At 67.5% G+C, this 20,585-nt stretch carries 20 protein-coding genes; 5 read left to right on the top strand and 15 right to left on the bottom strand.

Annotated elements, in window-relative coordinates; translation table 11 throughout:
- The first annotated feature begins 6 nt into the window (after positions 1 to 6).
- A complete protein-coding gene (locus tag ACMGEZ_RS27170) occupies positions 7 to 678 on the top strand; it encodes a FadR/GntR family transcriptional regulator (RefSeq protein ID WP_436825387.1) in 672 nt (223 codons plus the stop codon).
- A 65-nt stretch (positions 679 to 743) separates the two neighbouring features.
- Here ACMGEZ_RS27170 and dnaJ read toward each other — a convergent pair whose 3' ends face one another.
- From dnaJ to ACMGEZ_RS27095, 15 genes are all read right to left on the bottom strand, one after another.
- Entirely contained in the window at positions 744 to 1,874 is a 1,131-nt protein-coding gene (dnaJ, locus tag ACMGEZ_RS27165) for a molecular chaperone DnaJ (RefSeq protein WP_436825386.1), read from the bottom strand.
- Positions 1,875 to 1,954: 80 nt separating this feature from the next.
- Complete coding sequence (gene dnaK, locus ACMGEZ_RS27160; protein ID WP_436825385.1) at positions 1,955 to 3,907, bottom strand: molecular chaperone DnaK; 1,953 nt, start codon at positions 3,905 to 3,907, stop codon at positions 1,955 to 1,957.
- 102 nt (positions 3,908 to 4,009) lie between these two features.
- Positions 4,010 to 4,576 (bottom strand): nucleotide exchange factor GrpE, encoded by a 567-nt coding sequence (gene grpE, locus ACMGEZ_RS27155; RefSeq protein WP_436825384.1) that lies wholly within the window; start codon positions 4,574 to 4,576, stop codon positions 4,010 to 4,012.
- Between the two features lie 147 nt (positions 4,577 to 4,723).
- The gene (locus ACMGEZ_RS27150) at positions 4,724 to 5,074 is read right to left on the bottom strand and encodes an FKBP-type peptidyl-prolyl cis-trans isomerase (protein ID WP_436825383.1); all 351 of its coding nucleotides are present in this window, start codon (positions 5,072 to 5,074) and stop codon (positions 4,724 to 4,726) included.
- 37 nt (positions 5,075 to 5,111) lie between these two features.
- A complete protein-coding gene (locus ACMGEZ_RS27145; RefSeq protein WP_436825382.1) occupies positions 5,112 to 5,477 on the bottom strand; it encodes a winged helix-turn-helix transcriptional regulator in 366 nt (121 codons plus the stop codon).
- A gap of 157 nt (positions 5,478 to 5,634) precedes the next feature.
- On the bottom strand, positions 5,635 to 6,483 hold the full coding sequence (asd, locus tag ACMGEZ_RS27140; RefSeq protein WP_436825381.1) for an archaetidylserine decarboxylase: 849 nt from the start codon (positions 6,481 to 6,483) through the stop codon (positions 5,635 to 5,637).
- A 65-nt stretch (positions 6,484 to 6,548) separates the two neighbouring features.
- The gene (locus ACMGEZ_RS27135; RefSeq protein ID WP_436825380.1) at positions 6,549 to 7,541 is read right to left on the bottom strand and encodes a Bug family tripartite tricarboxylate transporter substrate binding protein; all 993 of its coding nucleotides are present in this window, start codon (positions 7,539 to 7,541) and stop codon (positions 6,549 to 6,551) included.
- A 76-nt stretch (positions 7,542 to 7,617) separates the two neighbouring features.
- The gene (locus tag ACMGEZ_RS27130) at positions 7,618 to 8,715 is read right to left on the bottom strand and encodes a lactonase family protein (RefSeq protein ID WP_436825379.1); all 1,098 of its coding nucleotides are present in this window, start codon (positions 8,713 to 8,715) and stop codon (positions 7,618 to 7,620) included.
- Between the two features lie 26 nt (positions 8,716 to 8,741).
- Positions 8,742 to 9,506 (bottom strand): SDR family NAD(P)-dependent oxidoreductase, encoded by a 765-nt coding sequence (locus ACMGEZ_RS27125; RefSeq protein WP_436825378.1) that lies wholly within the window; start codon positions 9,504 to 9,506, stop codon positions 8,742 to 8,744.
- A 30-nt stretch (positions 9,507 to 9,536) separates the two neighbouring features.
- Positions 9,537 to 11,111, bottom strand: a complete 1,575-nt coding sequence (garD, locus tag ACMGEZ_RS27120) for a galactarate dehydratase (RefSeq protein WP_436825377.1) — start codon at positions 11,109 to 11,111, stop codon at positions 9,537 to 9,539.
- Complete coding sequence (locus ACMGEZ_RS27115; protein ID WP_436825376.1) at positions 11,108 to 12,406, bottom strand: TRAP transporter large permease; 1,299 nt, start codon at positions 12,404 to 12,406, stop codon at positions 11,108 to 11,110. The genes garD and ACMGEZ_RS27115 overlap by 4 nt, the downstream gene beginning before the upstream one ends.
- The gene (locus ACMGEZ_RS27110) at positions 12,397 to 12,912 is read right to left on the bottom strand and encodes a TRAP transporter small permease (protein WP_436825428.1); all 516 of its coding nucleotides are present in this window, start codon (positions 12,910 to 12,912) and stop codon (positions 12,397 to 12,399) included. The genes ACMGEZ_RS27115 and ACMGEZ_RS27110 overlap by 10 nt, the downstream gene beginning before the upstream one ends.
- Positions 12,913 to 13,058: 146 nt before the next feature.
- Complete coding sequence (locus tag ACMGEZ_RS27105; protein WP_436825375.1) at positions 13,059 to 14,036, bottom strand: TRAP transporter substrate-binding protein; 978 nt, start codon at positions 14,034 to 14,036, stop codon at positions 13,059 to 13,061.
- Positions 14,033 to 14,974 (bottom strand): glucurono-1,5-lactonase, encoded by a 942-nt coding sequence (locus ACMGEZ_RS27100; protein ID WP_436825374.1) that lies wholly within the window; start codon positions 14,972 to 14,974, stop codon positions 14,033 to 14,035. The genes ACMGEZ_RS27105 and ACMGEZ_RS27100 overlap by 4 nt, the downstream gene beginning before the upstream one ends.
- 10 nt (positions 14,975 to 14,984) lie before the next feature.
- Positions 14,985 to 15,839 carry an NAD-dependent epimerase/dehydratase family protein gene (locus tag ACMGEZ_RS27095; RefSeq protein WP_436825427.1) on the bottom strand — a complete coding sequence of 285 codons (855 nt, stop codon included), beginning with the start codon at positions 15,837 to 15,839 and terminating at the stop codon, positions 14,985 to 14,987.
- A 98-nt stretch (positions 15,840 to 15,937) separates the two neighbouring features.
- On the opposite strand from ACMGEZ_RS27095, the gene ACMGEZ_RS27090 reads away from it, so the two are divergent.
- From ACMGEZ_RS27090 to ACMGEZ_RS27075, 4 genes are all read left to right on the top strand, one after another.
- Positions 15,938 to 16,747 carry a FadR/GntR family transcriptional regulator gene (locus tag ACMGEZ_RS27090; RefSeq protein ID WP_436825373.1) on the top strand — a complete coding sequence of 270 codons (810 nt, stop codon included), beginning with the start codon at positions 15,938 to 15,940 and terminating at the stop codon, positions 16,745 to 16,747.
- A gap of 132 nt (positions 16,748 to 16,879) precedes the next feature.
- Positions 16,880 to 17,851, top strand: a complete 972-nt coding sequence (locus tag ACMGEZ_RS27085; protein ID WP_436825372.1) for a Bug family tripartite tricarboxylate transporter substrate binding protein — start codon at positions 16,880 to 16,882, stop codon at positions 17,849 to 17,851.
- A 126-nt stretch (positions 17,852 to 17,977) separates the two neighbouring features.
- Positions 17,978 to 18,889 (top strand): 5-dehydro-4-deoxyglucarate dehydratase, encoded by a 912-nt coding sequence (gene kdgD / locus ACMGEZ_RS27080; protein WP_436825371.1) that lies wholly within the window; start codon positions 17,978 to 17,980, stop codon positions 18,887 to 18,889.
- A gap of 111 nt (positions 18,890 to 19,000) precedes the next feature.
- Positions 19,001 to 20,437 (top strand): aldehyde dehydrogenase family protein, encoded by a 1,437-nt coding sequence (locus tag ACMGEZ_RS27075; RefSeq protein ID WP_436825370.1) that lies wholly within the window; start codon positions 19,001 to 19,003, stop codon positions 20,435 to 20,437.
- Positions 20,438 to 20,585: the final 148 nt, after the last annotated feature.

Raw genomic sequence — 20,585 nt, 5'->3', positions numbered from 1 at the left:
GCAACCGTGTACAGCGCCCTGACCCTGCGGGAAGCCATTCTCGACAACCTCAAGTCACGCACCTGGCGGGCCGGCCAGCGCCTGCCCACCGAGCGCGCGTTGAGCGGCCAGTTCGGCCTCAGCCGCACGACCGTGCGGCGGGTGCTGGCGGAGCTGAAGGAGCGCGGCCTGATCACCCAGACCGTGGGCAGCGGAACCTATGTGAGCGACGAGGTCGCCCGGGCGCTGGCCGACCTCGGCCAGGGCGAGGCGCCGCTCGCCACCAGCCCCGCGGAGCTGATGAGCGCGCGCCTGGTGCTCGAGCCGGCGGTCATCGCCATGGTGGTCGGGAACGCCACCGCGGCGGACTTCTCCCGCATGGAGAACTGCTGCGACAGGGGCGAGGCGGCCGCGACGCTGGAAGAGTTCGAACTGTGGGACGGCCGCCTGCACGAGGCCATCGCCGATGCCGCGCACAACGCCTTCATCTCGGCCGTGTTCCGGCGCATGAACGAGGTGCGGGCGCAGAGCGAGTGGGGCATGCTCAAGCGCCGCAGCGCCACGCCCGAGCGCCGGCTCGACTACCAGCGCGAGCACCGCCAACTCGTGGCGGCACTGAAGGACCGGGACGGCGCCCGCGCCGTGCAGCTCTGCCTGGAGCACCTTTCGCACGTGCGGCGCAACCTGCTCGGCTACTGAAAAAGGGGGCGCGGCGCGCGCCTGTACCAATCAGGCCCAATCGACAGGATCGGCCCTGAGCCTGCCTAGCTGAAGAATTCCTTGGCCTTGTCGAACCAGCCCTTGTCTGTGGGGCTGTGCTTGTTGCCGCCCTTCTTGAGCGAATCGTCAAGCTCCTTCATCAGCTTGCGCTGGAGCTCGCTGAGCTTGACCGGCGTCTCGACGCGGATGTGGCAGTACAGGTCGCCGGGGTAACTCGAGCGCACGCCCTTGATCCCCTTGCCGCGCAGGCGGAACTGCTTGCCGCTCTGGGTGCCCTCCGGGATGTCGATGGCCGCCGGACCCTTGAGCGTGGGCACGCTGATCTCGCCGCCGAGCGCTGCGGTCGTGATGCTGACCGGCACCACGCAGTGCAGGTCGTCGCCGTCGCGCTCGAACAGCTCGTGCTTCTTGAGCCGGATCTCGATGTAGAGGTCGCCGGGCGGCCCGCCGTTGGTGCCGGGCTCGCCGTTGCCGGTGCTGCGGATGCGCATGCCATCGTCGATACCGGCGGGGATTTTCACCTCCAGCGTCTTGTGGTGCTTGATCTTGCCCTGGCCGTGGCAGGTGGCGCAGGGCTCGGGAATGATCTTGCCGGTGCCATGGCAGGTCGGGCAGGTCTGCTGCACGCTGAAGAAGCCCTGCCGCATCTGGACGACGCCGTTGCCGTGGCAGGTGGTGCAGGTGATCGGCTTGGTGCCGGGCTTGGCGCCCGTGCCCTTGCAGGTGCTGCAGTCGTCCCAGCTGGGGATGCGGATCTGTGCGTCCTTGCCGTCTGCGGCCTCTTCGAGCGTGATCTCCATCGCGTAGCTCAGGTCGCTGCCGCGGAATACCTGGCGGCCGCCGGCGCGGCCGGCCCGGGCACCGAAGACGTCGCCGAAGATGTCGCCGAACGCTTCCGCAAAGCCGCCGAAGCCCTCGGGACCGGGGCCGCCGCGCATGTTGGGATCGACTCCTGCATGGCCGTACTGGTCGTAGGCGGCGCGCTTCTGCGGATCCGACAGCATCTCGTAGGCTTCCTTGACCTCCTTGAACTTCGTCTCGGCATCCTTGCTGTCGCCATGGTTGCGGTCAGGGTGGTGCTTCATCGCCAGCTTGCGATAAGCCTTCTTGATTTCCTCCTCGCTCGCGTTCTTGGGAACGCCGAGGGTTTCGTAGTAGTCGCGTTTGGTGGCCATGTTCGGTAGCGGTGTCGAGAACGGAAAAGGCCGGACCGCCTCGTCAGGAGATCCAGCCTTGCATGGGGGGCGTCTTCAGATCAACCCTTCTTGACTTCCTTGACCTCGGCATCGACCACGTTGTCGTCGGCCGCGGCGCTGCTTGCAGCTTCCGGGCCAGCACCGCCGCCCGCGCCGCCTGCTGCCGCACCGGCCGCGCCGGCTGCCGACTGGGCGTCCGCGTACATCTTCTCGCCGAGCTTCTGGCTGGCAGTCATCAGCGTGTTGGTCTTGTCCTCGATCGCCGCCTTGTCCTCGCCCTTGAGGACTTCTTCCAGCTCCTTGATCGCGGTCTCGATCTTGTCCTTCTCGCCGGCTTCCAGGCTCGCGCCATGCTCGGCCAGCGACTTCTTCACACTGTGAGCCATGGCCTCGCCCTGGTTGCGGGCCTGGGCCAGCTCGACCTTCTTCTTGTCCTCGGCCGCGTTGAGCTCGGCGTCCTTCACCATCTTCTGGATCTCGTCCTCCGACAGGCCCGAGTTCGCCTTGATGGTGATCTTGTTCTCCTTGCCGGTGCCCTTGTCCTTGGCGCCGACGTGCAGGATGCCGTTGGCGTCGATGTCGAAGCTCACCTCGATCTGCGGCGTGCCGCGCGCGGCCGGCGGAATGCCCTCCAGGTTGAACTCGCCCAGCAGCTTGTTGCCCGCGGCCACCTCGCGCTCGCCCTGAAACACCTTGATGGTCACTGCCGGCTGGTTGTCTTCGGCGGTCGAGAAGGTCTGCGCGAACTTGGTCGGGATCGTGGTGTTCTTCGTGATCATCTTCGTCATCACGCCGCCCATCGTCTCGATGCCGAGAGACAGCGGGGTCACGTCGAGCAGCAGCACGTCCTTGCGGTCGCCCGAGAGCACCTGGCCCTGGATCGCGGCGCCCACGGCCACCGCCTCGTCGGGGTTCACGTCCTTGCGCGGCTCGCGGCCGAAGAACTCCTTCACCTTTTCCTGCACCTTGGGCATGCGGGTCATGCCGCCGACCAGGATCACGTCATGGATGTCGTTGACCGACACGCCGGCGTCCTTGATGGCGGTGCGGCAGGGCGCGATGGTGCGCTCGATCAGCTCGTCGACCAGGCTCTCCAGCTTGGCGCGGGTGAGCTTGATGTTCAGGTGCTTCGGGCCCGATGCGTCGGCCGTGATGTAGGGCAGGTTGACGTCGGTCTGCGCGCTGTTCGACAGCTCGATCTTGGCCTTCTCGGCCGCTTCCTTCAGGCGCTGCAGGGCGAGCACGTCCTTGCTCAGGTCCACGCCCTGGTCCTTCTTGAACTCGCCGATGATGTAGTCGATCACGCGCTGGTCGAAGTCCTCGCCGCCGAGGAAGGTGTCGCCGTTGGTCGACAGCACCTCGAACTGCTTCTCGCCGTCGACGTCCGCAATCTCGATGATCGAGATGTCGAAGGTGCCGCCGCCCAGGTCATACACGGCGATCTTGCGGTCGGCGCGGTCCTGCTTGTCCAGGCCGAAGGCCAGCGCGGCCGCGGTGGGCTCGTTGATGATGCGCTTGACGTCCAGCCCGGCGATGCGGCCGGCATCCTTGGTGGCCTGGCGCTGGCTGTCGTTGAAGTAGGCCGGCACGGTGATCACGGCGTCGGTCACGGGCTCGCCGAGGTAGTCCTCGGCGGTCTTCTTCATCTTGCGCAGGATCTCGGCGCTGACTTGGGGCGGCGCCAGCTTCTTGCCACGCACCTCGACCCAGGCGTCGCCGTTGTCCGCCTTGACGATGCTGTAGGGCATCAGGTCGATGTCCTTCTGGACTTCCTTTTCCTCGAACTTGCGCCCGATCAGGCGCTTGACCGCGTAGATGGTGTTCTTGGGGTTGGTCACTGCCTGGCGCTTGGCCGACGCGCCGACGAGGACTTCGCCGTCTTCCTGGTACGCGACGATCGAGGGCGTGGTGCGGGCGCCTTCCGAGTTCTCGATCACGCGCGTCGTGTTGCCTTCCATGATCGACACGCACGAATTCGTGGTGCCGAGGTCGATGCCGATGATTTTGCCCATGTTGTTTCTCCTGGAACGCGATAAAGATGTTGTTGTGAACGTGTGGATAACCCGGCTCGATTCAAGGGAAGAAGCGGGGATTTCCTGTGCTTTTCTTGTGGATCAGCTGGCCGACGAGACAGTCACCAGTGCGGGGCGCAGCACGCGGTCGGCAATGGTGTAGCCCTTCTGCAGCACGCCGACGATGGTGTTGGGCTCCTGGCCCTCGGCCGGCACGACGGAGATCGCCTGGTGCTGGTGGGGATCGAACTTGCTGCCTGCGGATGGCGCGATCTCGATCACCTTGTTGCGCTCGAGCGCACTCTTGAGCTGGCGCAGCGTGGCTTCGGCGCCCTCGCGGATCTGCTCGGGCGTGGCGTCCTTGTGCGCGAGGCCGGCCTCGAGGCTGTCGAGCACCGGCAGCAGGCTCTCGGCGAAGGACTCGATGGCGAACTTGCGGCCCTTGGTGATCTCCTCGTCGGCGCGGCGGCGCGCGTTCTGCACGTCGGCCTGGGCCCGCAGGAACTGGTCGGCCAGCTCGGCGTTCTTGGCCTGCAGCTGTGCGATCTCGGCAGTGGCGGCCGTCAGCGCATCGGCCTCGTTGGCGGCTTGGGCGGCCTCCTGCTCCTCGGGGCTGGCTTCGCCTTGCAGCGTCTCGGGATTCGATGGGGGTTTTTGCGGGTCAGTCATGCTCAAAAAAGCCGGCGGCCTCGCCGGGACTCAGGAAAAAGCGAACGATCACGGCCAACTGGGGCCAGGCGGGGGGATTTCAAGAAAAAAATGCGCCTCGGGAGGCGCATCTGGCGAGCGGCGCGGTCAGCGTGCCGCGGAGGCTGCTCAATGCGCGTCGAGCAGCTCCACGTCGAACTTCAGGGTGGCGTTGGGCGGGATCACGCCACCGGCGCCGCGCGCACCGTAGCCCAGCGCGGGCGGAATGATCAGCGTGCGCTTGCCGCCGATCTTCATGCCGGCGACGCCCTCGTCCCAGCCCTTGATCACCTGCCCGGCGCCGAGCGAGAAGGCGAAGGGGTCGTTGCGGTCGCGGCTGGAGTCGAACTTGGCGCCTTGCACGCCGTCGTTGTAGAGCCAGCCGGTGTAGTGCACGTGCACATGGTGGCCGGCTTTGGCTTCGGCGCCATCGCCGACGACGCTGTCTTCATACTGGAGGCCGGAGGGAGTGGTAGGCATGGCGTTCCTTGGGAAGTGGAAGGGAAAGCCCTGCAGTTTAACGAGGCTCCGGTGGTGCCTCCGGCGGCGGCGCGCCCGGCTTGAGCGGCGCCGGCACGTTCTTCTTGACCTGGTTGAGCTGCCACTTCACCGCGAAGGCCTGCAGGTCCGACAGGCGCCTGAGCAGGTCCTGGCCGGTGGGCGTGAGGCTGTAGCCTTCGCCGCCGTGGCTCACGATGCCGGCCTCGCGCATCTCCTTGATGCGGGTGTTGAGTGTGTTCGGCGTGATGTTGCCGACGCTGTCCTGCAGCAGCCGGAAGGTCTGGGCATGGCCGTCGCGCAGCGCCCAGAGCACGCGCAGTGCGTAGCGGGCTTCGAGCAACGCGAGCAGTTGGCTGACCGCCGCGTTTTCCTTGCTGCTCATTCGGGGCATCTCCTCGGGGACGGCGGCCGCGACGCGGCGCTGCATGTTCTTGTCGAACCGGCCACAGACCGGGCCGGCGACTATATCCCAGATGGCGGGCTGCTACAAGTTTCATAGCTGCCCCGTCAACCCTGCCGCGGGCTGTGAAGCGGGCTCTTCAAGTCGCCGGGTAGCTGGCCATGGCTTCGCCGAGGCGCACCGCGCGGCCCGGAGCCCAGTCGCGATTGAATTCCAACGGCGGCTTCGGAAACAGCATCACGACCGTCGAGCCGAGCAGGAAGCGGCCCATCTCCTCGCCTTGCCTGAGCACGGTCTGCCGATCGTCATAGCGCCATTCGCGCAGCGTGCCGCCGCGCGGCGGGTTGACCACGCCATGCCAGACCGTGGCCATGCTGCCGACGATGGTGGCGCCGACCAGCGCCAGCACGAAGGGCCCGCGGGCCGACTCGAAGACGCACACCACGCGCTCGTTGCGCGCAAACAGCCCCGGCACGCCGCGCGCCGTGACCGGATTGACCGAGAACAGCTCGCCCGGCACATGGATCATCCGCAGCAGGCGCCCGTCGCAGGGCATGTGGATGCGGTGGTAGTCCTTCGGGCTCAGGTACAGCGTGGCGAAGCTGCCGTGCTGGAACTGCGCGGCCAGCGCCGCGTCGCCGCCCACCAGCGCAGTGGTGGTGTAGAGGTGGCCCTTGGCCTGGATGATCTGGTCGCCCTCGATCAGGCCGAACTGGCTGATGGCGCCGTCGACCGGGCAGACCAGGTCGGCCTGCGCGATCGGCCGCACGCCGGGCTTCAGCGCGCGGGTGAAGAACTCGTTGAAGCTGGGGTAGCTCGCGATGTCGCTGTTCAGCGCCTCGGCCATGTCGACGCCGTACTTGGCGACGAAGCGCCGGATGATCCAGGTGGTGACGGCGCCGCGTTCCTTGCCCGCGACCCAGCCGGCAAAGTTGGTCAGCGCCTGCTTGGGAAACAGGTACTGCGGCAGGACGGCGAAACGGGACACGGCTGGCTTCCGGAAAAGGAAGGCGATTCTAGCCAGCGCCCCGTTCGCCGCCTGCGGGACGGCGCCTACTCCGGCTTGATGTTCGCCGCCTTGATCACCTGCGCCCACTTCTCGACCTCGGCCTTCTGGAAGGCCGCGATCTGCGTGGTCGTCATGTCGGCCGGCTGCATGCCGAAGCCCTTGAGCTTGTCCTGCATCTCGGGCTCGGCCAGGATCTTGCGGATCTCGGTGTGCAGCCGGTCGATCACCGGCGCCGGCGTGCCGGCCGGCACGAAGATGGCCTGCCACGACAGCACCTCGAAGTCCTGCAGGCCGGGCAGGCCCGATTCCGCGACCGTCGGCACGTCGGGCATCGACGGCAGGCGCTTGGCCGAGCTCACCGCGATCGCGCGCAGCTTGCCGCTCTGGACGTGCGGGCCGGCGACGACGGTGGTGTCGAACATCATGTCGACCTGGCCGCCGATCACGTCCTGGATCGCGGGGCCGCTGCCTTTGTACGGCACGTGGGTGAACTTGACGCCGGACTTGTAGGCCAGCAGCTCCAGCGTCAGGTGCTGCGAGGTGCCGGTGCCGGCCGAGGCGGAGGAGAGCCCGCCCGACTTGGTCTTGCTGGCCTCCAGCACATCCTTCAGCGTCTTGTAGGGGCTGGCCTGGTTCACCACCAGCACCACCGGATTGGTACCGATCAGGGTGACCGGCGCGAAGGACTTCAGCGGGTCGTAGCCGAGCTTCGGATAGAGGCTCACGTTGATGGCGTGCGAGCTGATGGTGCCACCCAGCATCGTGTAGCCGTCGGGTGCGGCGCGCGACGCGATCTCGGAGCCGATGCTGCCGCCCGCGCCGCCCTTGTTGTCGATCACGACGCTGGTGCCCAGCGCCGGCCCGAGCTTCTGGGCGATCAGCCGGCCGAGCACGTCGGTGGTGCCGCCGGCCGGGAAGGGCACGAGGTAGGTGATGGCCTTGCCGGTCGGCCATTGGCCTTGCGCGAGGGCGGACAGCCCCGGCAAGCCCACGGCGAGCGAGGCGAGCGCGGTGCGGATCAGTGTGCGGCGTTGCATGAGGGTGTCTCCTTGACGTTCAGGTAATAAATAGACGCGGCATCTGCGCGCCTGCCGGGGACGGAGCGAGAGGCGCTCAAGGCACCTCGACGATCTCGACCCAGTTCGGGTTCTTGCCCAGCGGCAGCCGCTGCGGCGTTCCAAGGGCCCCCGTTGCAGCATCGATGGGATACACCGCGGCGCTGTGGGACTCCTGGCCGACGGCGACGAGGAAGCGGCCGCTCGGGTCGATGGCGAAGCCGCGCGGCGTCTTCTCGGTCGGGGTCTGGCCGAGCGGCTGCAGCCGGCCTGTCGCGCCGTCCACCCTGAAGGCCGACAGCGTGCTGGACGTGCGCTCCGACGCGTAGAGATAGCGGCCGTCCGGTGTCAGATGAAGATCGGCAGCCCACGGTTTGCCGGTGAAGCCCTCGGGCAGGGCGGTGGTGCTTTGCTGCAACTGGAGCGTGCCGCGCGTGGCATCCCAGGCGTACACATGGAGCCGGGCGTCGAGTTCGCCCAGGAGGTAGACGAAGCGCTGCGCCTTGTCCCAGACGAAGTGGCGCGGTCCGGACTTGGCGGCGCCGGTTGTCAGCGCGGGCTCGTTGGGCGACAGCACGCCGGACTGCGCATCGAAGCGCCAGCTCGAGACGTGGTCGGCACCCAGGCTGGTCGCCAGCACGAAGCGGTTGCTAGCGTCCGCGTGGATCGCGTGGGCATTCGGTGCCGTCGGCAGCAACTGCTGGATCGCGCCCACGGCGCCTGTCTTGTCGATGCCGTTGACCGTGATCTTGTGCCCCGGGTAGGAGGCCGCGAACAGCCAGCGCCCGGTCGCGTCGGTGTCGATGTTCGCCATGCTGTCGGCCAGCGGCGCCTCGCCCAGCTTCTTCAGCCTGCCGCTCGCGCCATCGATCGCGAAGCTCACGACGCGAAAAGGCTGCGAGCGAAGCGCTGCGTACAGGAAGCGCTTGTCGGGGCTGACCGCCATCGGCATCACCGTGCCGCCGACATTCACCGATTCGACTGGCTTCAGCGTGCCCTGGCTGCGGTCGAGCTCCAGAACCGAGATCTCCTGGCTGTCGGCGTTCGACACGTAGACCCAGGTGGCGGCCGAAGCGCTGCCGCCGATGGCGGCAAGGCCGGCCGCAAGCAGCAGTGTCGCGCTGCGCAGTGCGCGAGAGGTAGTGGCTTTATGCATGTTCTTGTCTCGATGCCCTGGTGGGCTCAGGGCATGTACTGGCCGCCGTTGACCTCGAGGATCTGCCCGGTCACATAGCCCGAGAGCTGCTCCGAGGCGAGATAGAGGAAGGCGCCCACGCAGTCGTCCGGGTCGCCGATGCGCGCCATCGGAATGGTGGCCTTGAAGGACTCGAGCATCTGCGGCGTCGAGAACTGGTCGTGGAAGGGCGTCTGGATCACGCCCGGCGCCACCGCATTGACGCGGATGCGCTCGGTCGCGAGTTCCTTGGCCAGGCCGCGGGTTGCCGTGCTGACGAAACCCTTGGCGCCCGCATACAGGTAGGCGCCCGGTCCGCCGCCGTGGCGCGCCGCTACCGAGGACACATTGATGATGCTGCCGCCGCGCCCCTTCGCCCGCATGAGCGGCACCACCTCGCGGCAGAAGGCGAGCACCGAGCGGGCATTGATGTGAAGGATCTCGTCGAACAGAGCGTCGTCGAACTCGGCGATCGGCACGCGCTTGACCAGGCTGCCCGCGTTGTTGACGAGGACGTCGAGGCCGCCCCAGCGCGCCGTGGTTTCACGCACCACGCGCCGGATCGCTTCGCTGTCGCGCACGTCGCCCTGCAGCGCGAAGGCCTCGCCGCCGGCGGCGGTGATCGCGTCGACCACTTCCTGCGCGGGGCCGGCCGAGCGGTTGTAGTGCACCGCCACGCGCATGCCGCGGGCGGCGAATGCTTTGGCCACAGCAGCGCCGATGCCGGTGCTGGCACCGGTGACGAGGGCAATCCTGCCTTTGAGGTCTTCCATGATGTTCTCCTGTTTTCCTGTTTTCGTGAATCAAGTCACCGGTGCCGGGTTGAACAGCACCAGCGCGTTGTGCAGCTTCCAATGCTCGGCCCAGGTCTTCCTGCGACCGCTGGCCACGTCGAGCATCAGGCGGAACAGCTCCCAGCCCACGTCCTCGATGCTCGCTTCGCCGTCCGCGATGCGGCCTGCATTCACATCCATCAGGTCGTGCCATCGTCTGGCCAGCTCGCTGCGGGTCGCAACCTTGATGACCGGCACTTCGGCCAGGCCATACGGCGTGCCGCGGCCGGTGGTGAAGACATGCAGGTTGATCCCCGCCGCGAGCTGCAGCGTGCCGCAGATGAAATCCGAAGCCGGCGTGGCCGCATAGAGCAGGCCCTTCTGCCGGGCCTTCTCGCCGGGCGGCACCACACCGGAGATCGGCGCGCTGCCCGACTTGACGATCGAGCCCATCGCCTTCTCGACGATGTTGGAAAGCCCGCCCTTCTTGTTGCCGGGCGTGGTGTTCGCGCTGCGGTCGACCCGGCCGCGATCCAGGTAGGCGTCGTACCAGGCCATCTCGCGGATCATGGCCTCGGCCACCTCGGGCGTTGCCGCGCGCGAAGTGAGCTGGTCGATGCCGTCGCGCACCTCCGTCACCTCCGAGAACATCACGGTCGCGCCGGCGCGCACCAGCAGGTCGGTGCAGAAGCCCACGGCCGGGTTGGCGGTGACGCCCGAGAAGGCGTCGCTGCCGCCGCATTGCACGCCGACCACCAGCTCGCTGGCCGGCACCGTCTCGCGCCGGCGGGCGTCCAGCCGCTCCAGGTGTTCCTCTGCCTGGCGCAGGATCGAGTCGACCATCGACATGAAGCCGACATGCGCTTCGTCCTGCAGGCAGACCACGTCGAGCTTCGGCTCGGCGGTGTCGCCGATGTCGGCCACGTTGCGTTCGTCGATCAGCGGGATGGTGCCGAGCGGCAGCAGCCGCTCGGGCTGCAGCTTCTCGCAGCCCAGGCTCACCACCATCACCTCGCCGCCGAAGTTAGGGTTGAGGCTGATGTTGCGCAGCGTGCGGATCGGAATGACCGCGTCGGGCGCATCGATGGCCACGCCGCAGCCGTACCCGTGCTCCAGCGCCACCACGTCGTCGACGTTCGGGTACTTCGGCAGCAGCTCGGCCTTGATGCGCTGCACCGCGAACTCCGTGACGCCGGCCACGCACTGCACGGTCTGGGTGATGGCCAGGATGTTGCGCGTTCCGACCGAGCCGTCCGGGTTGCGGTAGCCCTCGAAGGTGTAGCCCTCCAGCGGCTGCGGAAGCGGGGGCTTCACGGTCGCGACCGGCAGCCCCTCGAGCGCGCGCGCAGCGGGCATCCGCAGAAGGCGCTCGTGGACCCAGCTGCCCGCCGCGATGGGCTTCAGCGCGTAGCCGATCACGACGTCGTAGCGGCGCACCTCGCCGCCCTCGGGGATGTCCACCAGCGCCACCTTGTGCGCCTGCGGCACTTTCTCGCGCAGCGTCAGCCCCGATGGGAAGACGGTGCCCGCGGGAAGGCCGCCGTCGTTGGCCACGATCGCGACGTTGTCGCGCTCGTGCATGGCGATGCAGAGGGGTTCGCTCATTTGGGTGCGGAGAGAAGGTCGGGCAGCCACAGCGAGAAGGCCGGCACGTAGGTCACCAGCATCAGGCACACCAGCAGCGCCCCGTAGAAGGGCCAGATCGATCGCATCACCTGCCCGACCGAGACGCCTCCGATCGCGCAGCCGATGAACTGCGTGGTACCCACCGGCGGCGTGTTCAGCCCGAGCGCGCAGTTGATCAGCATGACGATGCCGAACTGCACCGGGCTCATGCCGAACTGCATCGCGATCGGCAGGAAGATCGGCGTGCAGATCAGGATGGTGGCGGCCATGTCCAGGAAGGTGCCCAGCACGAACAGCAGCACGTTGATCATCAGGAAGATGACCCACGGGCTGCTGGAGACCGAGGTCATCAGCTCGCCGGTCTTCTGCGGCACCTCGTACAGCGCCATGAAGTAGCCGAAGGCCGAGGAGATGCCGATCAGCAGCAGCACCACGCCGGTGGTCTTGCAGGCCTTGGCGCAGGCCTTCAGGAAGTCCTTCCAGCTCAGCGACCGGTACACCAGCACCGTGACGCCCAGCGCCCACAGCACTGCCGTCGCCGCCGACTCGGTGGCGGTGAACACCCCCGACAGGATGCCGACCAGGATGATCGCCACGATCAGCAGCCCCGGCAGTGCACCGAGAAAGGCCGCCAGCACCTCGCCCCAGCCGGGGAAGGCGCCGCGGACCGGGTAGCCGCGCTTGATCGCCACGTAGTAGGCCGCCGCCAGGTTGCACAGCGTCAGGAGCAGGGCCGGGATCAGCCCGGCGAGGATCAGGCTCAGCACGCTGACGGAGGCGATGCCGGTGGTGGCGAGCGTGAAGATGATGAGGTTGTGCGAGGTCGGCATCAGCGCGCCGACGAGCGCCGCGTGCGTGGTGACGTTGACTGCGTAGTCCGCGTCGTAGCCCTCGCGCTTCATCAGCGGGATCATCACCGAGCCCATGGCCGACACGTCGGCCACCGGCGAGCCCGCCACGCCGCCGAACAGCGTGCAGCCGACCACGTTGCTCATGCCCAGCCCGCCGCGCACATGGCCCACCAGGCTGTTGGCGAAGCGCACGATGCGCTGCGCGATGCCGCCGTAGAGCATCAGCTCGCCCGCGAACACGAAGAAGGGGATGGCCAGGAAGGAGAAGATCTGCATGCCGCCGACCATCTTCTGGAACACCACCGCGGTCGGCAGGCCCGCATACCAGACGGTGGCCACCGAGGCCAGGCCGATCGAGAACGCCACCGGCACGCCCAGCACGAGCAGTGCCAGGAAGGACACGGTCAAGACAGTCAATTCCACGCTGGCACCACTTCCTCGCCGCGCAGCAGGGCGACGATATGTTCAATCGAGAAAAGCACGATGAGAATGCCCGCAACCATCAGCGCGAGATAGTCGGCGCCCACGGGGATGCCCATCATGGGCTTGATGTCGGTCCACTTGAGGACGGTCCAGGTCCAGCCGCTCCAGGTCATGATGCCGCCGAAGAACGCGACCAGTGCGTGGATCAGCACCTCGAGCTTCAGGCGCATGCCCTCGGGCAGCAGGGAGACGAGCGACTCCAGGCCGATGTGGCCGGCGTCGCGCACACCCACGGCGACGCCCAGTGCGGTGACGTACAGCACCAGCTGCAGCGCCAGGCCCTCGGCCCAGGTGGGGGTGTCGTTGAAGACGTAGCGGCCGACCACCTGGTACTGAACGCACACGATGATGGCGATGAGCATCGCCACTGCCAGCATCAGGCTGACCTTCGAAAGAATGGCGCAGATGCGCGTATAGGCGTGGCGCGCGGGCGGACGATCGTGCATGTGCCCCAGGTCCGGGAGCTGCAGCGGCACGTCGTTCACGTCCGTGGCCGTCTCTGCCGGTGCGGCGGCAAGGGTCATGGAAGTCTTTCAGGAAGGAAACCGGCGGACGCCCCCGCGCCGTCGCAGGCGGGGGCGGGCTGGACGCTTTACTTCTGGCTGTCCTGCACGGCCTTGACGAGGCGCTGCAGGTCAGGCGTGTTGATGAACTTGGCGTACACCGGTGCCATCGCCTGGCGGAAGGAAGTCTTGTCCACGTCCGACACGATGGTCGCGCCGCCCTTGGTCACGACTTTGAGCGACTTGGCCTCCTGCTCGTCCCACTTCTTGCGCTGGAACGGGACCGAGTCCTTGGCCGCCTGCCTGAACAGTTCCTGGTCGGCCTTGGGCAGCTTGTCGTACACGGCCTTGGACATGACCAGCATCTCGGGCGCCATCGAGTGCTCGGTGCGCGAATAGAACTTCACCGCCTCGTAGTGCTTGAAGCCGTCGTAGGAGGGGATGTTGTTCTCGGCCGCGTCGATCAGCCCGGTCTTGAGCGCGGTGTACACCTCCCCGGCGGGCATGGGCGTCGGGTTGGCGCCCATGGCGCTTGCCAGCGCGACCCACAGGTCGGACTGCTGCACCCGGATCTTCAGGCCCTTGGTGTCCGCCACCGACTTCACCGGCTTCTTGGCGTAGATGGAGCGTGCGCCGCTGTCGTAGAAGGCCAGGCCGATCAGGCCTTCGTGCTCGCAGCCCTTGAGGATCTCCTCGCCGATCGGACCGTCCAGCGTCTTGCGCATGTGGTCGATGGAGCCGAACAGGAAGGGCATGGTGGGCACCAGCGTCTTGGGGCACATGGAGTTGAGCGCGCTGATGTTCACGCGGTTCATTTCCAGTGCGCCGATCTTCACCTGGTCCAGCGTTTCCTTTTCGGAGCCGAGCGCGCTCTTGTTGAAGACCTTGATCTTGTATTTGCCGTTGCTGCGCTTGTCCAGCAGCTCGCTCATGTGCTTGACGGCCGCCACTGTGGGGTAGTCGTCGCTGTTGTGCACGTCGGCCGAGCGGAACTCGACGGCCTGCGCGGCCAGGCCCAGGGCGCCGGCCGCCAGGGCGATCAGGGTGCGGTTGAACTTGAACTTCATTTGTCTTCCTCTGTAGTGGTGGTGGTCGAGACGAGATCTTGTTGTTGCGGGGTGCCGAAGGGCGGCTCCGCGATGCCCTGCGTGCCGGGGCGCAGCGCGAACACGCCGCCGGCCAGCGGCTGGTCGGAGAGATCGCCGCCGGGCCGGATCGAAGTCACGAAGAGCGTGTCGAGCTTCGGGCCGCCGAAGGCGCACATCGCCGGTTTCTTCACCGGCACTTCGAGCGAGCGGTCGAGCCGGCCTTGCGGCGTGAAGCGGTGCACCAGGCCGGCATCGTTGCCGCAGATCCAGTAGCAGCCGTCGGCGTCGACCGCCGCACCGTCGGGGCGCCCGGGCAGGGGCTTCATGTCGATGAAGACGCGCCGGTTGGCCGGGGTGCCGGTGGTGGTGTCGTAGTCGAAGGCCCACACGGTCTGCACGCTCGGGTGCGAGTCCGAGAGGTACATGGTGCGGCCGTCGGGGCTGAAGGCCAGCCCGTTGGGCACGATGAGATCTTCGAGCTGCAGCGATGGCGCCTTGGTGCCGCCGTCGAAGCGATAAAGCCGGCCGGCGCGCGCGCCGGCCGCCATGTCCATCAGCATGGTGCCGGCCCAGAAGCGGCCCTGGCGGTCGCAGCGGCCATCGTTGAAGCGCATGCCGTCGAGGGCGTGCGTCACCTTCGCCAGCGGCGTCGCGGCGAGGGTGCCGTCGTCCTTCGGCTGGATCGAGAAGAGGCCGCTTTCCATGCCTGCAATCCATGTCCCCGGCGCATCGGCGCGCGGCGCGATGCAGGCGAGCATTTCCTCGCCGGTCCAATGCCGGTGCCCGTCGGGCGACCAGCGGTGCAGGGCCCGCCCCGGGATGTCGACCCAGTAGAGCGCCTGCTCGGCCGTCGACCAGACGGGGCTTTCGCCGGTGCCGCAACGGGCATCGACCACGAGCTCGGCCTGCGTGGACATGGTTGCGCCCTCAGTCGCCGAAGGGGCCCTGGGCGGTGAAGGCGCCGCCCTGATAGATCGCGTTGGGATCGTCGGCGGCGACCGGCGGCTGCGCCTCGACCTTGGCGCGGAAGACCTCCGAGCTGTCCTGAGGCTGGAAGCCCAGGTGCGCGGCGGCGCTGTTGTCCCACCAGACATCGCGGTTCGCGGACATGCCATAGACCACCGTGTGCTTGACGTCCGGCGTGAAGAGCGACTTCTCGATCAGCGAGGTGAGGTCGCGGTAGCTGAGCCAGGTGCTCATCATCCGGCGGTTGGCGGGCTCGGGGAAAGAGGAGCCGATGCGGATGCTCACCGTCTCGATGCCCCAGCGGTCGAAGTAGAACTGGGCCATGTCCTCGCCGAAGGACTTGGACAAGCCGTAGTAGCCGTCGGGCCGGCGCTGGGCATGGGCGTCGATCTTCTCGCTTTGCTTGTAGAAGCCGGTCACGTGGTTGGAGCTCGCGAACACCACGCGCTTCACGCCGTGGCGGCGCGCGCCTTCATAAATATGGAAGACGCCTTTGATGTTGGCCTCGAGGATCTCCTCGAAAGGGCGTTCGACGGAGACGCCGCCCAGGTGCACGATCGCATCGCAGCCGGCGACCAGCGCATCGACCGCGGCCTTGTCGGCCAGGTCGCAGGGGACGACTTCCTCGTGCGCGCCCTCGGCCGGCGCGAGCGCGGCGATGTCGGACACGCGGAGGACTTGGGCGAAGGGGCGCAGGCGCTCCCGCAGGACCTTGCCCAGGCCGCCGGCGGCACCGGTCAGCAGCAGGCGGTTTACTGGAGCACCTTCGCCTTTGGCTGCGGTGCTATTCGCCTTCGGAGCGGCCGTGCTGCTCATGCGGGGAGGGGAGGAAGGCGCGCTCATCGTTTGCTTGTCTCTCTGAATGTCGTAAGTTATCGGTTGTCGTACAACGCTCGGTTGATTATCATCACCCCATGTCGAACCTGTCAACGGGGACAACCGCAGCCGCCGAGCCGGCCGCCCTGGGCGGCAGCCCGCGCCGTCGCGGGCGCGGCCTGGCGCATGGCCTGGTGGACGACCTGGGCGAGAAGATCCGCAGCCAGCAGCTGCGCCCGGGCGACAAGCTGCCCACCGAGTCGGCCATCATGCAGGCCTACGGCGTCAGCCGCACCGTGGTGCGCGAGGCGCTGTCGAAGCTGCAGGCTGGCGGCCTGGTGGAGACGCACCACGGCATCGGCACCTTCGTGCTGCAGCCCCGGGCGGCGGGCATGTTCCGGCTGGAGGGCTCGGACATCGCGACCACGGTCGACGTGCTGGCGGTGCTGGAGCTGCGCATCAGCCTGGAGACCGAGTCCGCAGGGCTGGCCGCCACCCGCCGCACGGAGGAGCACCTGGCTGCGATGCGCGACGCCCTGGACGACTTCGAGCGCAACGTGGCCGTGGCGGGGGACACGGTGGCACCCGACTTCCGCTTCCACCTGCAGATCGCGCAGGCCACGGGCAACCCGTATTTCGCGGACATCATGAGCCACCTCGGCACCACCATCATTCCGCGCACCCGCATCACGGCCATCCGCAACCACGACCGCCGTGGCGAATACCTGAGCCGCGTCAATCGCGAGCACGAGGAGATCTACGCGGCCATCGCGCGGGGCGATCCTGACTCCGCCCGCGCGGCCATGCGCATCCACCTGACCAACAGCCGGGAGCGCCTGCGCCTGGCGCAGGAGGCGGCGCAGCGCGAAGCGGAGGCGCCGGCGCCAGGCGGAGCCGCTTCGACCTGAGCGGCGCAGTGGCCTGTGCTGGACATTGTGTCGGCCTAGTTGTACGATGACTGATAACTTAAAACAACTTCGCAGTTTCCGAAACGCCTGCGTGGCGCCCCACATCCCTTCATCTCCAAGGAGACACAAGACATGACCCTCAATCGACGCGATCTCGTGCTCGGCGCCGTTGGCGCGGGCCTGCTGGCCGGCTCTGCCCATGCGGCCGACGCCTGGCCTTCGAAGCCCCTGCGCATCGTGGTGCCCTACCCGCCGGGCGGCTCCTCCGACATCATTGCGCGTGCAATCAGCCAGCCCTTGTCGGAGGCGCTGAAGCAGTCGGTGATCGTGGAGAACCGCGCCGGCGCCAACGGCAATCTGGGCGCCGACCTCGTGGCCAAGGCCGCCGGCGACGGCTACACGCTGCTGCTGTGCGACGTCGGCGCGCTGGCGATCAGCCCCTCGGTCTACACCAAGCTCGCATTCGATCCGTCGAAGGACCTGCGCGGCGTGACCATGCTGGCCTATTCGCCGCACCTGCTGGTGGTGCATCCGTCGGTGCAGGCCGGCAGCCTGAAGGAACTGATCGCGCTGTCGAAGAAGGCCGACCTGAACTTCGCGGTGACCGCCACCGGCAGCGCACCGCACCTGGCGGGTGTGGCGCTCGAGCGCGCCAGCGGTGCGCGCTGGCAGTACGTGCCCTACAAGGGCGGCGTGCAGGCCATCCAGGACACGGTGGGCGGCCAGACCCAGGTGCTGATGAACGGCATGCTCGCGACGCTGCCGCACGTGCAGAGCGGCAAGCTGAAGGTGCTGGGCGTCTCCAAATCCACCCGCATGCCGCTGATCGGCGACGTGCCCACCATCGCCGAGCAGGGCGTGCCGGGCTTCGAGTCGGGCACCTGGCAGGGCATGCTGGCGCCGCGCGGCACGCCCGAGGCGGTCATCCAGCGCCTCAACAAGGAACTGGTCACCATCATCCGCTCGGCCGACATCCGTTCGCGGCTGGCCGGACAGGGCGCCGAGGTCGTGACCATGACGCCGACCGAGCAGGAGCAGTTCTTCAACAAGGAACGCGCGCGCTGGGCCAAGGTGGTCGAGGCCGCGCAGATCAAGCTCGACTGAAGCTCTCCCCAGGTTGGCTCACTTCGTGTAGCCGCCCACCCCCTCACCGGGGGCAACACCAGCGGCCCGGCAAAGCCGGTTCCGCGGTGTTCCCCGACTTCCCTTCATTCTTTTTAGGATCTTTGGATGAATCCCCAAGAACTCAAATCCATCATGGGCTCCGGCCTGCTGTCCTTTCCGCTGACCGACTTCGACGCCGAGGGCAACTTCGACAAGAAGGGCTACATCGAGCGACTCGAATGGCTGGCCCCCTACGGCGCGAGCGCACTGTTCGCGGCCGGCGGCACGGGCGAGTTCTTCTCGCTGACCGCCGACGAGTACCCGGCGATCATCGAGACGGCGGTGCAGACCTGCCGCGGCAAGGTGCCGATCATCGCGGGCGCGGGCGGGCCCACGCGCTTCGCGATCCAGTGCGCGCAGGCGGCCGAGAAGGCCGGCGCGCACGGTGTGCTGCTGCTGCCGCACTACCTGACCGAAGCCGGCCAGGAAGGCCTGGCGGCGCACGTGGAGGCGGTGTGCAAGAGCGTGAAGTTCGGCGTCATCGTCTACAACCGCGGCCAGAGCAGGCTGTACCCCGAGACCCTGGCGAAGCTGGCCGAGCGCTGCCCCAACCTCGTCGGCTTCAAGGACGGCATCGGCGACATCGAGCTCATGAGTTCGATCTACCTGCGCATGGGCGACCGCTTCGCCTACCTCGGTGGCCTGCCGACGGCCGAGGTCTACGCCGCCGCCTACAAGGCGCTGGGCACGCCGGTGTATTCCTCGGCCGTCTTCAACTTCATCCCGAAGACCGCGATGGACTTCTACAAGGCGGTGGCAACCGACGACACGGCGACGCAGCACCGCCTGCTCAAGCAGTTCTTCATGCCCTACCTGGAAATCCGCAACAAGGGCCAGGGCTACGCGGTGAGCATCGTCAAGGCCGGCGCGCGCATCGTCGGGCACGACGCGGGCCCGGTGCGCACGCCGCTCACCGAGCTCAAGCCGCAGGAATACGACGCGCTGGCGGCGCTCATCGGCCAACTCGGGCCGCAGTAGGGTCGCAGGGCCGGGCACTGGCCGAGGCGCCGCGCCTGGCCTATTCTTGAGACAGCGTGCGGGGCCGCCCAGACGGCCCCGCACTTTTTCCGACGACACCAAGGACCTGCCATGCAGAACTTCGACAACCTGATCAACGGCGAATGGCGCGCCGGCGCCGGCTACAGCCCCAACATCAACCCGAGCAACCTGCAGGATGTGCTCGGCCAGTACGCCCAGGGCGACGCCGCCCAGGTCGACGAGGCCGTGGCGGCGGCCAATGCCGCCTTCCCGGCCTGGTCCACCGGCAGCGTGCAGGCACGCAGCGATGCGCTGGACAAGATCGGCAACGAGATCCTGGCCCGCAAGGAAGAACTCGGCACCCTGCTCGCGCGCGAGGAGGGCAAGACCCGCGCCGAGGGCATCGGCGAGGCCACGCGCGCCGGCCACATCTTCAAGTTCTTCGCCGGCGAATGCCTGCGCCTGGCGGGCGAGGTGATCCCGTCCGTGCGCCCCGGCATCGGCATCGAGATCACGCGCGAGCCGGTGGGCGTGGTGGGGCTGATCACCCCGTGGAACTTTCCGATCGCGATCCCGGCCTGGAAGGTCGCACCCGCGCTGGCCTATGGTAACTGCGTGGTGCTCAAGCCCGCCGACCTGGTGCCGGGCTGCGCCTGGGCGCTGGCCGAGATCATCAGCCGCTCGGGCATTCCGGCCGGCGTCTTCAACCTGGTGATGGGACGCGGCAGCGTGATCGGCGATGCGCTGGTCAACCATTCGGGCATCCACGCCATCAGCTTCACCGGCTCGGTCGGCGTCGGCCGCCGCATCGCGGTGCAATGCGCGACGACCCACAAGAAGGTGCAGCTCGAGATGGGCGGCAAGAACCCGCAGGTGGTGCTCGACGATGCCGACCTGAACCAGGCGGTGGAGCTCAGCGTGCAGAGCGCCTTCTACTCCACCGGCCAGCGCTGCACCGCGTCCAGCCGGCTGATCGTGACCGAGGGCATCTACCCGAAGTTCATCGAGGCGATGAAGGCGCGCATGGCCAAGATCAAGGTCGGCGATGCGCTGGCGCAGGGCACCGACATCGGCCCGGTCTCCAGCGAGAGCCAGCTGCGGCAGGACCTGGACTACATCGAGATCGGCCAGGGCGAAGGCGCCAGCCTCGTGGCCGGTGGCGACCGGTTGAAGCTGGACACCGAGGGCTACTACATGTCGCCGGCGCTGTTCAGCGAAACGGTGGCGAGCATGCGCATCAACAAGGAAGAGATCTTCGGGCCGGTGGCGAGCGTGATCCGCGTGAAGAACTACGAGGAGGCGCTGGCGACGGCGAACGACACGGAGTTCGGGCTTTCCGCGGGCATTGCCACGACCTCGCTGAAGTACGCGACGCATTTCAAGCGGCACAGCCAGGCGGGGATGGTGATGGTGAACCTGCCGACGGCAGGGGTGGACTATCACGTGCCGTTTGGTGGGCGGAAGGGGTCTAGCTATGGGGCGCGGGAGCAGGGGCGGTATGCGCAGGAGTTCTTTACTGTGGTGAAGACGGCGTACACGCTGGCTTGAGGTCTTCTCTCTCTCCCTCTCCCCTTTTGGGGGGAGGGTTGGGGTGGGGCGCTCCTTTCGTTTGATTTCGAACGGTGCTGTTGTGTTGAGTGCGGAGCCGGGAATTCGCCCCGGCGGGCGAGTTACTTTCTTTGTCTCGCCAAAGAAA

Source organism: Variovorax stachyos, assembly GCF_051400855.1.
Classification (GTDB): Bacteria; Pseudomonadota; Gammaproteobacteria; order Burkholderiales; family Burkholderiaceae_C; genus Variovorax.
Note: the sequence above shows the minus strand (reverse complement) of the source record. Positions and strands in the feature narration are given on the sequence as shown.

Bases quoted from the DNA above. Each gene is read 5' to 3' on its own strand.
- dnaJ (WP_436825386.1), bottom strand. From the start codon at position 1,874: ATGGCCACCAAACGCGACTACTACGAAACCCTCGGCGTTCCCAAGAAC.
- dnaK (WP_436825385.1), bottom strand. From the start codon at position 3,907: ATGGGCAAAATCATCGGCATCGACCTCGGCACCACGAATTCGTGCGTG.
- grpE (WP_436825384.1), bottom strand. From the start codon at position 4,576: ATGACTGACCCGCAAAAACCCCCATCGAATCCCGAGACGCTGCAAGGC.
- ACMGEZ_RS27150 (WP_436825383.1), bottom strand. From the start codon at position 5,074: ATGCCTACCACTCCCTCCGGCCTCCAGTATGAAGACAGCGTCGTCGGC.
- ACMGEZ_RS27145 (WP_436825382.1), bottom strand. From the start codon at position 5,477: ATGAGCAGCAAGGAAAACGCGGCGGTCAGCCAACTGCTCGCGTTGCTC.
- ACMGEZ_RS27135 (WP_436825380.1), bottom strand. From the start codon at position 7,541: ATGCAACGCCGCACACTGATCCGCACCGCGCTCGCCTCGCTCGCCGTG.
- ACMGEZ_RS27130 (WP_436825379.1), bottom strand. From the start codon at position 8,715: ATGCATAAAGCCACTACCTCTCGCGCACTGCGCAGCGCGACACTGCTG.
- ACMGEZ_RS27125 (WP_436825378.1), bottom strand. From the start codon at position 9,506: ATGGAAGACCTCAAAGGCAGGATTGCCCTCGTCACCGGTGCCAGCACC.
- garD (WP_436825377.1), bottom strand. From the start codon at position 11,111: ATGAGCGAACCCCTCTGCATCGCCATGCACGAGCGCGACAACGTCGCG.
- ACMGEZ_RS27110 (WP_436825428.1), bottom strand. From the start codon at position 12,912: ATGCACGATCGTCCGCCCGCGCGCCACGCCTATACGCGCATCTGCGCC.
- ACMGEZ_RS27105 (WP_436825375.1), bottom strand. From the start codon at position 14,036: ATGAAGTTCAAGTTCAACCGCACCCTGATCGCCCTGGCGGCCGGCGCC.
- ACMGEZ_RS27100 (WP_436825374.1), bottom strand. From the start codon at position 14,974: ATGTCCACGCAGGCCGAGCTCGTGGTCGATGCCCGTTGCGGCACCGGC.
- ACMGEZ_RS27095 (WP_436825427.1), bottom strand. From the start codon at position 15,839: ATGAGCAGCACGGCCGCTCCGAAGGCGAATAGCACCGCAGCCAAAGGC.
- ACMGEZ_RS27090 (WP_436825373.1), top strand. From the start codon at position 15,938: ATGTCGAACCTGTCAACGGGGACAACCGCAGCCGCCGAGCCGGCCGCC.
- ACMGEZ_RS27085 (WP_436825372.1), top strand. From the start codon at position 16,880: ATGACCCTCAATCGACGCGATCTCGTGCTCGGCGCCGTTGGCGCGGGC.
- kdgD (WP_436825371.1), top strand. From the start codon at position 17,978: ATGAATCCCCAAGAACTCAAATCCATCATGGGCTCCGGCCTGCTGTCC.
- ACMGEZ_RS27075 (WP_436825370.1), top strand. From the start codon at position 19,001: ATGCAGAACTTCGACAACCTGATCAACGGCGAATGGCGCGCCGGCGCC.